Source organism: Natrialba sp. SSL1 (assembly GCF_001861355.1).
Classification (GTDB): Archaea; Halobacteriota; Halobacteria; order Halobacteriales; family Natrialbaceae; genus Natrialba.
In genome coordinates this window covers 55,450-70,329 of record NZ_MASN01000029.1, presented here as the reverse complement: position 1 = coordinate 70,329, position 14,880 = coordinate 55,450, and the positions used below count along the sequence as shown (strand labels likewise).

General features: G+C 63.7%; 13 protein-coding genes. 12 read left to right on the top strand and 1 reads right to left on the bottom strand.

Annotated elements, in window-relative coordinates; genetic code table 11:
• Positions 1-83 precede the first annotated feature (83 nt).
• The 12 genes from BBD46_RS07495 to BBD46_RS07440 all read left to right on the top strand — a co-directional run bounded on the left by BBD46_RS07495 (position 84) and on the right by BBD46_RS07440 (position 13,296).
• Positions 84-1,127 carry a carbohydrate kinase family protein gene (locus tag BBD46_RS07495; protein WP_071401108.1) on the top strand — a complete coding sequence of 348 codons (1,044 nt, stop codon included), beginning with the start codon at positions 84-86 and terminating at the stop codon, positions 1,125-1,127.
• Positions 1,128-1,213: 86 nt separating this feature from the next.
• The gene (locus tag BBD46_RS07490) at positions 1,214-2,350 is read left to right on the top strand and encodes a YhjD/YihY/BrkB family envelope integrity protein (RefSeq protein ID WP_071401107.1); all 1,137 of its coding nucleotides are present in this window, start codon (positions 1,214-1,216) and stop codon (positions 2,348-2,350) included.
• Between the two features lie 83 nt (positions 2,351-2,433).
• Entirely contained in the window at positions 2,434-2,859 is a 426-nt protein-coding gene (locus tag BBD46_RS07485) for a hypothetical protein (protein ID WP_071401106.1), read from the top strand.
• A 93-nt stretch (positions 2,860-2,952) separates the two neighbouring features.
• Positions 2,953-3,429 carry a YbaK/EbsC family protein gene (locus tag BBD46_RS07480; RefSeq protein WP_071401105.1) on the top strand — a complete coding sequence of 159 codons (477 nt, stop codon included), beginning with the start codon at positions 2,953-2,955 and terminating at the stop codon, positions 3,427-3,429.
• 74 nt (positions 3,430-3,503) lie between these two features.
• Positions 3,504-4,136, top strand: a complete 633-nt coding sequence (locus BBD46_RS07475; protein ID WP_071401104.1) for a hypothetical protein — start codon at positions 3,504-3,506, stop codon at positions 4,134-4,136.
• 244 nt (positions 4,137-4,380) lie between these two features.
• Positions 4,381-5,775: a metal ABC transporter solute-binding protein, Zn/Mn family gene (locus BBD46_RS07470; protein ID WP_071401103.1), complete on the top strand. Its 1,395-nt coding sequence runs from the start codon at positions 4,381-4,383 to the stop codon at positions 5,773-5,775.
• 142 nt (positions 5,776-5,917) lie between these two features.
• A complete protein-coding gene (locus BBD46_RS07465) occupies positions 5,918-6,658 on the top strand; it encodes a metal ABC transporter ATP-binding protein (RefSeq protein ID WP_071401102.1) in 741 nt (246 codons plus the stop codon).
• Complete coding sequence (locus BBD46_RS07460; RefSeq protein WP_071401101.1) at positions 6,658-7,899, top strand: metal ABC transporter permease; 1,242 nt, start codon at positions 6,658-6,660, stop codon at positions 7,897-7,899. Before BBD46_RS07465 ends, BBD46_RS07460 begins: the two co-directional genes overlap by 1 nt.
• Positions 7,900-8,052: 153 nt before the next feature.
• Entirely contained in the window at positions 8,053-10,149 is a 2,097-nt protein-coding gene (locus tag BBD46_RS07455; protein ID WP_071401100.1) for an acetate--CoA ligase family protein, read from the top strand.
• Positions 10,149-11,336, top strand: a complete 1,188-nt coding sequence (locus BBD46_RS07450; RefSeq protein WP_071401099.1) for a phosphotransacetylase family protein — start codon at positions 10,149-10,151, stop codon at positions 11,334-11,336. Before BBD46_RS07455 ends, BBD46_RS07450 begins: the two co-directional genes overlap by 1 nt.
• Positions 11,337-11,752: 416 nt before the next feature.
• Positions 11,753-12,739 carry a hypothetical protein gene (locus BBD46_RS07445; RefSeq protein ID WP_071401098.1) on the top strand — a complete coding sequence of 329 codons (987 nt, stop codon included), beginning with the start codon at positions 11,753-11,755 and terminating at the stop codon, positions 12,737-12,739.
• 263 nt (positions 12,740-13,002) lie between these two features.
• On the top strand, positions 13,003-13,296 hold the full coding sequence (locus BBD46_RS07440) for a PRC-barrel domain-containing protein (protein WP_006654855.1): 294 nt from the start codon (positions 13,003-13,005) through the stop codon (positions 13,294-13,296).
• Here the strand turns inward: BBD46_RS07440 and BBD46_RS07435 are convergent, their stop codons facing one another.
• Complete coding sequence (locus BBD46_RS07435; RefSeq protein ID WP_071401097.1) at positions 13,297-14,745, bottom strand: DHH family phosphoesterase; 1,449 nt, start codon at positions 14,743-14,745, stop codon at positions 13,297-13,299. It abuts the gene before it with no gap.
• Positions 14,746-14,880 lie beyond the last annotated feature (135 nt).

The window sequence follows — 14,880 nt, the reverse complement described above, 5'->3', positions numbered from 1 at the left end:
ACTATCCGATTGACAACCGAGGGTCGGACTGAATCCCGGTGGGGACCGGAATGTCAATAGGGCGCGTTGAACTCAGTACGGACATGGGAACTGTCCCGCCCGTGCTCGTCGCCGGCGAAACGCTCGTGGACTTTCTGCCGGCAGAGAGTGGCCCGCTCGACGATGTCGATCAGTTCGACCGGCGGCCCGGCGGCGCACCCGCGAACGTCGCTGTCGGCCTCGCACACCTCGACTCGCCGCCGCTGTTCTGGACCCGCGTCGGCGACGATCCGTTCGGTCGCTTTCTCGCCGCGACGCTCGTCGACCACGGTCTGCCCGAGCGTTACCTCGAGTTCGACCCGGACGCGAAGACGACGCTCGTGTTCGTCACCCACGACGACGCCGGCGACCGCGAGTTCACCTTCTACCGCGACGGAACCGCAGACACCCGCCTCGAACCCGGTCGGATCGACGACGAGACGCTCGCGGCACTCGAGTGGGTCCACGTCGGCGGCGTCACGCTCTCGAGTGAGCCCGCCAGGACGGCGACGCTCGATTTGGTCGACCGGGCCGCCGACGCCGGCTGTACCGTGTCGTTCGATCCGAACGCACGGCTGGAACTCTGGGAGTCGACGGAAACGCTCAGGCGGGTTTGCCGGCAGGCGCTCGTAGCCACGAATGTGTGCAAGGCGACGGCGAGGGAACTCGAGTTGCTCGGCTTCGATGGGGAGACGCCGGCAGCGCTCGGTGAAGACGTGCTCGCGCAGGCTGCGGGTCCCCAGATAGTGTTCGTCACGCGCGGAAGCGAGGGTGCCGTCGCGGTTGTAAGCAGCGGGCAGGAGGCAGATGGAGCGTGTCTCGACGAGTTGCCGTGGCTGGAGACCGACACAGACCGGGAATCAGGTTCGGCTCCGCTCGTGGTCGAAAACGCTGGAGTCGAGGCCGACACGGTAGACACGACTGGAGCGGGCGATGCGTTCACCGCGGGAGCGATTTCGGCACTTCGTGATGGCGTCTCGATCGCTGCAGCGCTCGAAAGTGCCTGTTCTGTCGCCGCGATAACGACGACCGCGCGGGGTGCGATGACGGCAATGCCGGATCGCGAAGCGGTCGTACGGTTCCGTGAAGAGCGTTCGAACAGCGATTGAGGCCAACGCAAGACTCTCGACGCGAACCGCTCGCGCCGTGCGAACCCAGGCACACCACCTATTGGCCGTGCTGTTGTACCGCGGATATGGCAACTGACTTCGGGGATGCGGTCTCGTTCGGGAAAACTGTCGTAGCCGGGATTCAAGAGAAGAACGTGCCGTTCATGGCCGCAGGGATCGCCTATCAGGCGTTCATTTCGTTACTGCCGCTGCTCGTGCTCATTTTCTTCGTCGTCACGATTCTCGGCGACGAGCAGTTCGCGAGTCAGGTCGCAGCGTCGACGGGGGGCTTTCTACCCGAAAGCGGGCAGATGATGATCGAAGATGCGATCGCCGAATCGCCCGCAACTGCGGGATCGACGCTGATCGGCGTCGTCGTCCTTGTCTGGGGTGCGCTCAAGATTTTCCGGGGACTCGACACAGCCTTTTCTGAAATCTACGACACGGGTGGAACGGGCTCGTTCGTTCAGCAACTACGTGATGCCGGTATCGTCCTCGGTGCGATCGGCGGCGCGTTGATCGCCGCGAGTGCGGCGAGCCTACTGCTTACGTTCTTCCCGGATATTCCGTTCCTCGGGCTAGCGAGTCCGCTGATTCTCGTCGTTGTTCTCTCGGTCGCATTCCTGCCGATGTACTACTACTTCCCGGATGTCGACGTGACCGCCCGCGAGGTGTTGCCGGGTGTCGCCGTCGCCGCGATCGGTTGGACCGCTCTCCAGTCGCTCTTTCAGGTCTACGTCTCCTTCGCGGGCGACTCCGAAGCCGCCGGCCCCGTCGGAGCCGTCTTGCTCCTCCTGACGTGGCTCTACTTCGGCGGCCTCATCCTGCTCGTCGGCGCGGTGATCAACGCGGTCGGGACGGGCCGTCTCGTACCCGAAGACGAGGATTCGATTACAGAGACATCGATCGCCGCGACGGATCGCGACCCGTTCGTCGACGACGCCCAGCGTGAGCGAGCCCGTCTCACCGAACGCATCGAGCGCCTCGAGCGCGAGCGCGCACAGCTTCGAAACGACCTCGAAGCACAGCGTTCACGCCGATACCGACTGGAAGATCGAGTCAATCACCTGGAATCGCTCACACGAGATCTCGAGGCGGAGAACTCGGAGCTACAGCGCACGGTAGATACGATCGACGACCCACCGTGGAAACAACGTGCGGACGCGGTGCTTTCGAACGTCGATTCGATCAGTGTTGGCGTCGTCGAACGGCGGGGTGACTGAGTCGGACGCGGCTTCCTCAGACCCCGGTCCGGACACCCAAATCGAGAGAGCTTAGTGCGTGCCTTATCGACGCTCTACACACCGTGTCTCACCCAGTCCGGGCCGCCAGACGCCGCCTCCGCGCGGACCACCCCGAGACGATTACGGCCATCGACGACTGTGCGACGCGCATCACTCACGAGTGGGACACCGCTCGAACGACGAACCCCGAGACGCTCGTCGAGTCTCTCCGCGCTGAACTCGAGTCGGCCGGCGTCCTCGAAACGCTCCCGACGATTCTCGCGTCGGCGGTGGATGCGACGGGGTACGAGCTACAGGCACAACCGGTCGCTGCGCCGCCGTACGTCGTCATCACGAGCCGCGGGCCGGTTCTGCGAGCGACGATCGATCCGGGGCGACTCGTCATCCGCTTCGACGTGTTCGAGGTGGTTCGCACCGACGAATCGGACCAGCGCGCGGAGTACCATCGACTCGATGGTGTCCGAATGGAGATCAGCCTCGTGAACTGAACTCCTTCCCTCTCAGCTGGCTCTCTCCGGACATGTCGAACGTCAGCACGGCGCAATACTTTTGCGACTTCCCGGGAATCGCTCCAACGAGCGATGCATCCACGCGCGCAGTCTTTCACGGAGCAGGCACGCACCGACTTCGACTTCGATCCCGCCGTCGAGGAGTTCCCCGAGGGGACGAAAACGGCAGCCGATGCCGCCGAGGCCGTCGGCTGTGACGTCGCCCAGATCGCCAGTTCGCTCGTCTTCGACGTCGACGGCTCACTGGTCGTCTCCGTCACCAGCGGCGCAAACCGCGTTAGCGAAGCCGCACTCGCGGACACGTTCGACGCCGCTACTGACGACGTTTCCATGGCCGACGCCGACCGCATCCGTGAAGCACTCGGCTGGTCCATCGGCGGCGTCCCGCCGTTCTGCCACAACCAGCCAGTTCCCGTCGTGATCGACGAGACCCTACTCGAGTACGAGACGGTCTGGGCGGCGGCGGGGACGCCGGAGGCGGTGTTTCCGATCGATCCGGACCGGTTACGACGGTATGCGGACGCCTCGCCGGCCTCAGTGGCGGAGTAGGAACTCGCCCGAATCATTAACAAAATCAATGGCTTGATTACTAAGGGGTGGTATTGGGTGAGTAGACACTAACAATGACGATCGATCCACGCGATACGACGCGCCGTTCGCTGCTCACAACCACTGGTTCACTCGGTGTGCTCGGTCTCGCCGGGTGCCTGAGCGACGACGACGAAGAGGACGAAGGCGGAAACGGAAATGACGCGAATGGGAACGGTGACGACGGAGGCGAGAGCGAGAACGGTGCTGACGACTCCGATCACGACGATGACCACGGTCACATCGACATCGAGACGTTCGAACTCGTAGACCGTGATACTGACGACGTCTCGGCCTACGTCCACGACGACCACTGGGACGATGGCCCATTGCTCGTTCCGGTCGACGGTTTCGTGTCGGTTTCGGCCTACGTCGAAGACGGCCACGGAGACGAGCTCGCACTCGGCGATGATGAGGAGTATACGCTCAACGCACGGTTCGCTGACGGCGCGCAGGAGATTGTCGATATCGAGACACACGGCGATCACCTCGATATCTCCGGCGAGGAGACGGGATTCACCGATCTCGTCTTCCAGATCTGGCACGGCGACCACGCCGACTGGGAGTCACCTGCGCTCGAGGTGGAGGTTGTCGAAGATATCGACGACCACGAGCATGATTCCGACCACGACGACGGTCACGAAGACGATCACGACCACGACCACTAAGCTGACCTGCTGACCCCCGCTCTCGATACACTCGTGGGATATCTCGAGCGTAGCCACCCCGTTCAACGACAGCGCCACGTGGCTGTCGTCGACTTCCCACTGGGCACCTGTTTCTCTACCGGCTGCGGAGACGGTCCCTCGTTTGCACTCTCGTTACTAACTACCCCTGCTCTGATGCAGGTGAATTATTAAATCCAGGGCCATGGATAACAACCCTTTTATTCGACCGACCGTACTCATAGCTATGAAGCTGTCACGTCGTTCGGTACTCACGGCCGGGGCGGGGACCGCCGCCCTCGCGGCTGGGGCCGGCTGCCTGAGTGAACCTGACGGTGCTACCGACTCCGAAGGTGGGTACGCTGCATTCTTCGCGCTCTGGGACTGGGCACAGCACGTCAGTGGCGATGCACTCGAGATCGAGAATCCAATCCAAACCGGCGAGATGGGCCACGGCTGGGAACCGCCCGCGGATCTGCGTCGCGATATCGTCAGTTCGAACGTCTTCATCTATCTCGACACCGCCGAGTTCTCGTGGGCACAAAACGTGGCTGCCGATATCGAAGCCGACGGCAGCGACGTGACGCTGATCGATGCGATGGACGGACTCGAGTCCAGTCTCATTCCGGCCCAAAGCGAGAACGGCAACCGAGAGCCGGATACCGACGCGGACTACGACCCGGGCGACATCACGATCACAGAGTTCGACATCTACAACCGACGAACGGACGCCGAAGTCGCCTACTGGCACGGCGATGCTAATCACTGGCACGGGGGCCTCCCGGAAATTCCGGTCGACGACTACGCTACGGTCGACGGCGTCTTCACGGACGACGAGGGGCGTGTCCTCCCGCTCGGCGAGGACGACCCGTTCCGAATTGACGCCCGAGTAACCGAGGGCGCAGCGGACGACGTTGTTGAAATCGAGTCGCAGGGAGACCACATCGTCTTCCACGGCCTCGAGACCGGCCGCACGCGCGTCGTCTTCGAACTCGTCGCCGACGGCGAGGTAATCTGGGACACGAGCGCGGACAACATGACCGCCGAAGTCGTCGACGAGCCGTCGGTCGACGACGACTCCGTGCCGGAGTTCTACGACCCGCACGTCTGGGTCGATCCGGTGATCGCCCAGCAGATCGTCGAGACGATTGCGGACGGTCTCGCGGAGCTGGACCCGGACAGTGCGTCGCTGTACGAGGAGAACGCCGCGGAGTACATCGACCGTCTCGACGCAGTTGACGAGCAGTTCGAGACCCTTGCGGACGAGGCGACGAAAGAGATCGCCGTTCTCGCCGGCCACGACTCGTTCCAGTACCTCGAAACGCGGTACGGGTTCGAGATCCACACGCCGACGACGATCTCACCTGACGCAGAGATTACGACCGGCGACCTGGCAAACACGATCGACCTGATCGACGAACAAGGTATCGAGACGATCCTTTACGACCCGTTCGACGCCACGGAGGGTGACGTTCCCCGGGAGGTCGACCACCTCCTCGAGAACAGCCAGGCGACTGAGGCCGAGGCGATCAGTCCAACCGAGGGAACGACCGCCGAGTGGAACGAGCAGGGCTGGGGCTGGATCGAACAGATGGAAGAACTGAACCTGCCCGCGCTTCGGCAGGCACTCGAGGCGGAGTAATCACAGTGCACGGGAATCGATCTCTCGCCGCCGTCATCTCGTCGCCTATCACCTACTCAGAACCGGACGCTGGCCGCGGTCTTCTCGATCACGAACTGGAAGAACTAAACGCACGCACCACCCAACAGGAAGTGAGACTACAGTGAGTTCGGTTGTCGACTGCCATGGCGTATCGTTTGCCTACGGCGAACAGCCCGCCGTCTCGGACGTTAGTCTGACCGTCGAACAGGGCGACTTTCTCGGGCTCATCGGCCCGAACGGCTCGGGGAAGACCACACTCCTCCACCTCATGCTCGGTCTGCTCTCGCCCGACGAGGGCTCAGTTGAACTGTTCGGCCAGCCCGTCGACGACTTTGACCAGGGCAACCGCATCGGCTACGTCTCTCAACAGGCGACCAGTCGCGGCGGCACGATGCCCGTCACCGTCCGCGAGTGCGTCCGCATGGGCCGATTCGCCCACGCCGGTCACGCTCGCCTCTCCGCCGAGGACGAGGCTATCGCCGAGAAGGCACTCGAGACGGTCGGCATCACGGACCTCGCAGACCAGCGGGTCAACGAACTCTCCGGCGGCCAGCGCCAGCGGGCCTACATCGCACGTGCACTCGCCTCGGAGGCGGACCTGCTCGCGCTCGACGAACCGACAGTCGGCGTCGACGCCGAATCGCGGGATGCGTTCTACCAACTACTCGAGTCGCTGAACGACGACGGGATCGCGATCATCCTGATCGAGCACGATATCGGCGTCGTCACGGACCGCGCGGATCGGATCGCCTGTATCAACACGGAGCTGTACCATCACGGCGACACGGAGTCGTTCGTCGAGAGCGATGCGCTGAGTGAAGCCTACGGCGCGACGGGAACAGTCGTGCATCATCACCACTGATGAGCGGGAGAGAGACGCCGTCTGGGTCGGATGTGGAGTCGGGGCCAGAGTCGGATCCGGAACCGGTGGCGGAACCGGAATCAACCGCAAACACGGATCCAGCTACTGACGCAGCATCGACAACAGACGCGCCGTCACACGAGGACGGGATCCGACAGGGCCACACCACACGCTCGCTCCGTCGGCGCATCGAACTCACAGGGATCGCGCTCACCGGCGCAGTTGCTGCGCTCCTGATCGGATTCTTGCTCATCGATTGGCTCCGACACTACCCGCTCGCGGGTCTGCACCCGTCGATCGAATCGGTATATACAACAACAGGAATCGGACCGGCCGCAGAGTTGCTCTTCGAGCAGGTGCTGATCGCCGGCATGTGGCTGGACTACGTGCTCGGCTCGAACCTTTTCCAGCATGCGTTCGTCTGGCGGCAGGTTGCGACGGGAATTCTGGTCGGCATCGTCGCGCCGCTGGTCGGCACCTACCTTGTCCACCGGCAGATGGCACTCATCGGCGAGACGCTCGCCCACACCGCGTTCGCCGGCATCGCAGTCGGCATCCTGATTACGGGACTGACCGGCTGGGACGGATCGCTGTTGCTCGTCGCGCTCGTCGTGAGCGTGCTCGGCGCACTCGGCGTCCAGTGGCTCACGGAACACACGAGCACGTACGGTGACGTTCCGATCGCGATCATGCTCACGGGTAGTTTCGCAGTCGGCACATTGCTGATTAGCTGGAGTCGCGACATCGTCGCCATCCCAGTCGACATCGAGGAGTTTCTCTTTGGAAGCCTGAGCGTCGTTACCGCGGGTGGTGCTCGACTGATGGCCATCCTCACGGTCGCTGTCGTCGCCGTCGTCGCAGTCACGTACAAACAGCTGCTGTTCATCACGTTCGACGAACAGGCGGCCCGTGTCGCCCAGCTCGACGTCACGCGGTACAATACCTTGCTGGTCGTAATGACCGCCGTGGTCGTCGTCGGCGCGATACAGGTCCTTGGCGTGATCCTCGTCGCCGGGATGCTCGTCATCCCCGTCGCCGCAGCCTCGCAGGTTGCACAGAGCTTCCGTGAGACGCTGTACCTCTCGATCCTGTTCGGCGAACTCTCGATCGTTGCCGGCTTCGCCTTCGCGTTCAGTCAGAGCCTTCCCACTGGGGGGTCGATCATCGTCGCCGCTATCGGGATCTACCTACTCGCGATCCTCGTTTCCGACCGGGCGGGGGCGGCGATTTCGATGCACTGAGACGCGTATCGCCGAGGAGGCACTGACTCGGCCGGAGACACTGATTGAAGCCGCCTCCGGTGTTCCATCCCCTCTACGCTCCATCTAGCCCTGCTCCCACCCCGCGGGAAGTCGGGTGCAGTTTTACTTCCCCTGCCAACAATAATCCGACCGATGGGACGGTTATCCGAGCTGTTCGCCCCCGAGACTGTCGGCGTGATCGGTGCAACCGAGCGCGAGGGCGCGGTCGGCCGCGCGATCCTCGAGAACCTCCACCAGGAGTTCACCGGCGAGGTCGTGCCGATCAACCCGAGTCACGACGCCGTTCTCGGCCTCGAGGCGTATCCGGACGTCGCCAGTGCACCGCCGCTCGATCTGGCCGTCGTCGTCGTGCCGCCACCGGTCGTCCTCGAGACGATCCGCGAGATCGGCGAGGCGGGCACGCAACACGTGGTCGTTATCACGGCCGGGTTCGCCGAAAGCGGCGGCGAGGGGGCACGACGAGAGGCGGAGTTGCGCGAGATTGCAGCGGAGTACGACCTCAACGTCGTCGGCCCGAACAGCCTGGGCGTGATGTCGACGCCGGTGAGCATGAACGCGACGTTCGGCCCGGAGAGCGCCCGCGACGGCTCGATCTCCTTTATGAGCCAATCGGGGGCGTTCATCACGGCGGTCCTCGACTGGGCGAACGAGCAGGGGATCGGCTTCCAGGACGTGGTCTCGCTCGGCAACAAGACGATTCTGGACGAGACGGATTTCGTCCGCGAGTGGGGCGACGATCTGGAGACCGACGTGATCATCGGCTATCTCGAGGATATCGACGCCGGCGACGAGTTCATCCGGACGGCCAGAGAGGTCACCGAGGAGACGCCGATCGTGCTCGTCAAGTCGGGTCGGACCGACGCCGGCGCGCAGGCTGCTTCCTCTCACACCGGCGCGATTGCAGGCAGCGAACGCGCCTACGAGGCCGGGCTGGAGCAGGCCGGCGTCATCCGTGCAAGTTCCGTCCAGGAGTTGTTCGACGCCGCGCGGGCACTGTCCGGACTGCCCGCGCCAGAGTCGGACGGCGTCGCCGTCGTAACGAACGCGGGCGGTCCGGGCGTGCTCACGACCGATGCGGTTGGCGACTCGTCGCTGCGGATGGCCGACTTCACCGACGAAACGATCGACAAACTGCAGGAGGCGATGCCCGACGAGGCCAACGTCTACAATCCGATCGACGCCATCGGCGACGCGGACATCGATCGGTTTGGCAGGGCACTCGAGATCGCCCTCGCTGATCCGAACGTCGGATCGGCGGTCGTCGTCAGCGCGCCGACGGCGGTGATCCAGTACGACAAGCTTGCGGAGGTCGTCATCGAGAAGCGTCAGGACTTCGAGAAACCGGTCGTCACCTGTCTGATGGGCGGCGATCGGGCCAGAGCGGCCGAGACGGTGCTCCGCGAGTTCGGTATTCCGAACTACTTCGATCCGGCCCGAGCCGTCGGCGGACTCGACGCGCTCGCACGCTATCGGGACGTTCGCCAGCGGACGAGTGACGAACCCGAGCGGTTCGATGTCGACCGCGAGCGAGCACGCGAGATTCTCGAGCGAGTCGAGCGCCGGGACGACAACCGACTCGGCATCGAGTCGATGGCACTGCTCGACGCCTACGGCATCCCGACGCCGCCGGGCGAAATCGTCGACGATCCGGCCCGCGCCCGCGAGGTTGCTGCAGAGATCGACGGCGACGTCGTGATGAAGATCGTGAGCCCCGATATCACCCACAAGTCGGATATCGGCGGCGTGAAAGTCGGCGTGAGCGACGACGAGGTGTACGACGCCTACGAGGACGTGGTCGCCCGAGCGCGCAACTACCAGCCCGACGCGACCATCCTCGGCGTGCAGGTACAGGCGATGCTCGATCTGGAGGGAACGACCGAGACCATCGTCGGGATGAACCGCGATCCGCAGTTCGGCCCGCTCCTGCTGTTCGGTCTCGGCGGTATCTTCGTCGAGATTCTGGAGGATACGTCGGTTCGCGTCGCGCCAATCGGCGAGAGCGCGGCCCGCGAGATGGTCGACGAGATTCGGGCCGCGCCGCTGTTGCGCGGCGCTCGCGGGCGGGAGCCGGCCGACGTGGACGCAATCGTCGAGACGATCCAGCGACTCTCGCAACTGGTCACCGATTTCCCGGCGATTCTGGAACTCGACGTGAACCCGCTCGTCGCGGGACCTGATGGGGTACAGGCGATCGATCTGCGACTGACCGTCGATACGGAGGAACTGTAATGACCGATACTACTGATACCGATACCGATACCGACACTGACACCGACACCACCAACGGCCACACTGGCGACACGGCCACCGAAACGGAGCCGACGACCGACCTCGCACCCGAGTCGGACGCCGACGCACTGCTGGTCGCCTCACTCGAGGAGAGCACCGGTAAAACCGCGATCACCATGGCGCTCGCCCGCCTCGCACAGGCCCGCGGCGAGCAGGTCGGCTACATGAAACCCAAGGGGACACGCCTGCAGAGCAATGTCGGCAAGACACTCGACGAGGATCCCATGCTCGCCCGCGAACTCCTCGACCTCGACGCGGAGATGCACGACCTAGAGCCCGTCGTCTACTCGCCGACGTTCATCGAACAGGCCCTTCGGGGCCGCGAGGACGCCCCAGAGCTCCGCAATCGGATCGTCGAGGCCTACGAAGGGATTGCGGCCGACTGCGACCGGATGTTCGTCGAGGGCGGTGGCCGATACGACGTGGGCGGCATCGTCGACCTCACCGATCCGGACGTGGCCGCGCTGCTCGACGCCAGCGTCCTGCTGGTCGCACCGTACGAAACACCCGGCGACATCGACGACGTACTCGCCGCCGTCGACGCCTTCGGTGACCGACTCGTCGGCGTCGTCTTCAACAACGTCGCCGATGCGGCCTATGACCAACTCGAGACGGATGTCGTGCCGTTTCTCGAGGGTCGCGGCGTCAGTGTCTTCGGGGTCGTTCCGAGCGAGCAGTCGCTCGCCGGCGTGACTGTCGAAACCCTCGCGGACGAACTCGGCGGGGCGCTGCTCGTCGAGGACGGGACCGACGCCTACGTCGAACGCTTCGCCGTCGGCGCGATGGGTGCCGACAGCGCGCTGCGCTACTTCCGCCGGACGAAAGACGCCGCCGTCATCACCGGCGGCGACCGGGCGGAGATTCAGACGGCGGCACTCGAGGCCCCTGGCGTTCGCTGCCTCATCTTGACCGGCGGTCACCGTCCCTCCGGTGCAGTCATCGGCCAGGCTGCCGAGAAGGGACTTCCCATCATTTCGGTCCAGACGGATACGCTCACCACGGTCGAACGCGCCGAAGACGTCGTCCGAAGCGGTCGGACTCGAGACGCGGCCACCGTCGACCGGATGGAGGCACTGCTCTCAGATCACGCGGCACTCGAGGAACTCTACGAGTCAACGTCAACCTAACGTACCGTCACCTGCCCGAAACGAAATGTCGGTGCGTAGTCGGGCAGCCTACCCACCGAACACTGCCGGTTTGTCAGAGGCACCCCGGCACCCGTCTATTCAGAGCGAACTCCTATACACTCATTTGTCGATGCCGCTCCCGCTGTGTGGCTCAGACGGATATACCTATCGCACATTTATAACTGATGGCAGCAATCGTGTCAGGTTCCCGAGATCGTATTCTACCTGTGCCACACGAACTACACACTGACCGCACGTCCGCGGTTCGGAGCGAGTGAAACGAGCGAGAACCGCGCCGCCATCGCACGATCTGGTGTACAGTGACTTGCAGTGGCTCCTAGAGAGGGTGGTCATCGCCAGGCGTTCGCTCCATCACCACCAGTACCATTATTTCCCGCCGTCCGTTCCTATCGCTCATGGTGCGAGAGACCGAACTGCTCGCCATCGTTCGTCGGCGCGCGTCACTACTCCGTCGACTCGCCACGGCCCCCGCTCGCCCGTCCGCTCTCACGACCGAACTCGAGTTGTCCCGGTCGACAATCGACAGGGGGCTCTCGGAACTACAGCGTGCCGCGCTGATCGAGCGGGCCACCGTCGACGGCCAGTGTCAGTACCGACTGACGGTCGCCGGCGACCTCGCACTCTCGTCGTTCGAACAGCTGTCCGATCGCCTCACACAGGCGACACGCCGAAGTGAGTTGCTCGCCGAACTGCCGCCATCGGCCGACCTGAGCTGGCACGTCCTCGATGGAGCGACAGCCGTGACCGCGGCGACGGAGCCAGCACAGGTCGCCGAGTCGCTTTCGATCGAGACGGAACTCGAGTTCGAGTCACTCGCGTCTGAGACGGCCGCGGCTGAACGGCCGGGGGGCGACGCTGAGGGGGCGGACGCAGAACCGGGCCGTCTCGAGTCGATACTCAGTGCGTTGCTCCGGCTGGGTTCGGTCCATCAGGTTGTGGTTCCGGGTCCGACGCACTGTTTGGCGAGTGCCTACTGTGAAGCGCTCGCTGGTGGAGGGGTAGGGGTGGTGGAGAGTGCGGATGGAAAGAAGCGCGAACCAGGGGTAAAAACGGTCGAGGTCATAGCCCCTCAGGACGCGATTCAGGTGTTGCTCAGTACGTTCGGTGCCGGGACGGCGAGTGCGCTTGCAGCCGACCAGCTTGTTCTTCACGAGACGACACAGCCGCCAGCGTACGGCCTCGTGTCTGTCGAACTCGATGCGGAGCCACCTGAAACGGAGCCGGCGGCGTTGACGATACTGCTCGTCTGTGATGGTGGTGGTCCCTCCGATGAACTCTGTGGGCTGCTCGTCAACGATAGTCCGGATGCGGCCGAGTGGGCTCGCGACCGGATCGCATCCCTTACGGAGACTGCACAGCGGCTTTCGATGCCATCGGAGTGAGAACGGTGCTGTGTTTTCGTGACTGGCGCCACTGAACTGTGTGCACCTCGTTTTGCCGGTCACCGGGAGTACTCCGCTTTCGCGGGACAGACACGCGAGCAACGAAGTGCACGTGCAACCACACCGATTGTCGTTGTACGTTCGCGAGCACCGCTACAACCGAGTAACCGCGTCGACGCGTCTTCGGCCAGCAGTGTCCGGTCGGGTCTCGCGACTGTCGCGTCTGACCAACAATTAAGAGCACGCCGCGCATGTGCCCTGACATGGACGACACTCCCCAGGAGATCACCTCTCTCGTCGGACGCGAGGTTTACTCGAACAGCGGCGTCTTCGTCGGCGAAGTCCAGGACCTACAACTGAACGTCGACGGCCAGGCCGTCACCGGGCTTGCACTCGGCAATCTGAACACCGAACTGTTCGCAGAAGAGTCTGCAACCGGCCAGGGCGTTATCGTCCCCTACCGCTGGGTGCGCGCGGTCGGTGACGTGATCCTGATTAACGATGTCGTCGAGCGCGTCCGCGATCCGGACGAAGAAGAAACCGAACTGGTCGCCTGATTAGCTGCCGTTCGATCCTTCGGTGCCGTCGACGCCCATCGCGTCGAACAGCGTTCGCTTGACCGCTTCTTCGGTCAGATCGAGCAGCGTATCCCGCGTATCCTCGGAGATTTCGATGCCGGTGAAGATGCCGAGCGGAATCTCCGCGCTGGCCTGCGTCGAGTGACCCGCGGTCTCCCCCATCTCGCCGTAGGCGTCGTCCAACACCTTGCCGATGTTGATGCGGATGTCCTTCGAGCGGCCCGCGAGGAAGATCGTCTCGTCTGCGATGCCGAACACTGCGGTCGTCGTCACACCCTCGAGATTCAGGAGGTGACTCGCCGCCTGCGTGAGCGCCTCGCGGTCGCGGACGAAGCCCGCGTTCGAGACGAGATGGCTGCCCTGTACGTCGCGGTTGGCGATCGCCTCCGCGAGCACGTCGAGCGTCTCGGGCGACATCGACGGCGACTCGACCTGTTCTAGGGTGTCGTGGTTCGCAAACGGGTAGAGATAGGCTGCGGCAGTGAGATCGGCGGGGGTAGTGTCGCGTTTGAAATCAAGCGTCTCCGCGCGAATGCCGTAGAGCAGGGCAGTGGCAACCTCCTCGGAGACGTTCATATCGAACTCCTGGATGTACTTCGTCATGATCGTCGACGTCGAGGACATATTCGGGCGAATGTCGACGAACTCGGGTTCGAACTCCTGGTCGGCCTCGCGGTGGTCGATCACCGCATCGACAGAGAGATCGAGCTCGGCCGACGTCTCGCGGTCAACCAGCGCAACGCTGTCGTAGACCGACTGATCCTCGACTTCGTCCCACTGCACGAGGTCGATCCCCAGCAGATTGACGAACGCCCGGTTCTCTTGGTGGCCCACGTCACCCAGGTAGATGATATCCGACTCGACGCCGAGGTGGTTCGCAATCGCCTGTAACGCCGCCGCGCTCGCGATCGAGTCCGGATCCGGACTATCCTGCGTGATGATCGCCAGTCGCGTCCCCGTCTCCTCGACCAACTGGGCCAACTTGCCAGCGTTGTACTCGAGTTCACCGGACTCGAGTGCGCGGAGTGCGGATTCGGCGATGACGGAGGAGGGGTTGATGACGATGTCGGCGCCGAGGGTGGAGAGTTCGTCGCCGGAGACGGGGTCGCTCGCACGGGCGACGACGAACTGGTTGTCGTTGTCGGCGCGGATGTGTTCGACGGCCTGTTTGTTCGATTCGACGTCGGAGGCGAGGATGAGGACGACGTCGCGGTCGTCGACGAGGTCTGCGACCTCGGGTTCGCGAATGTCGGCGCTGCGAGCGTCTAGGTCCTGGTCTCGGAGCGACTCGACGCGGTTTTCGTCGCGGTCGACGATCAGTACGTCCTTCCCCTGTTCGACGAGCTCTTCGGCGACGGCGTAGCCGACGCTGCCACAACCCAAAATAGCGTAGTCAGAGATCGACGAAATCGTAACCCCCGTGCTCATGTGAACGTGTGGTCGGACCGACCGCACTTAACCTTCCCGAAGATTGTGACGTCGTGATAGTGTGTATATCCATCTCGATGGCTCGACCGTGATCGAGCGTGGCGCTCTCTGTCACAACGCAACTCAAGGGAAACG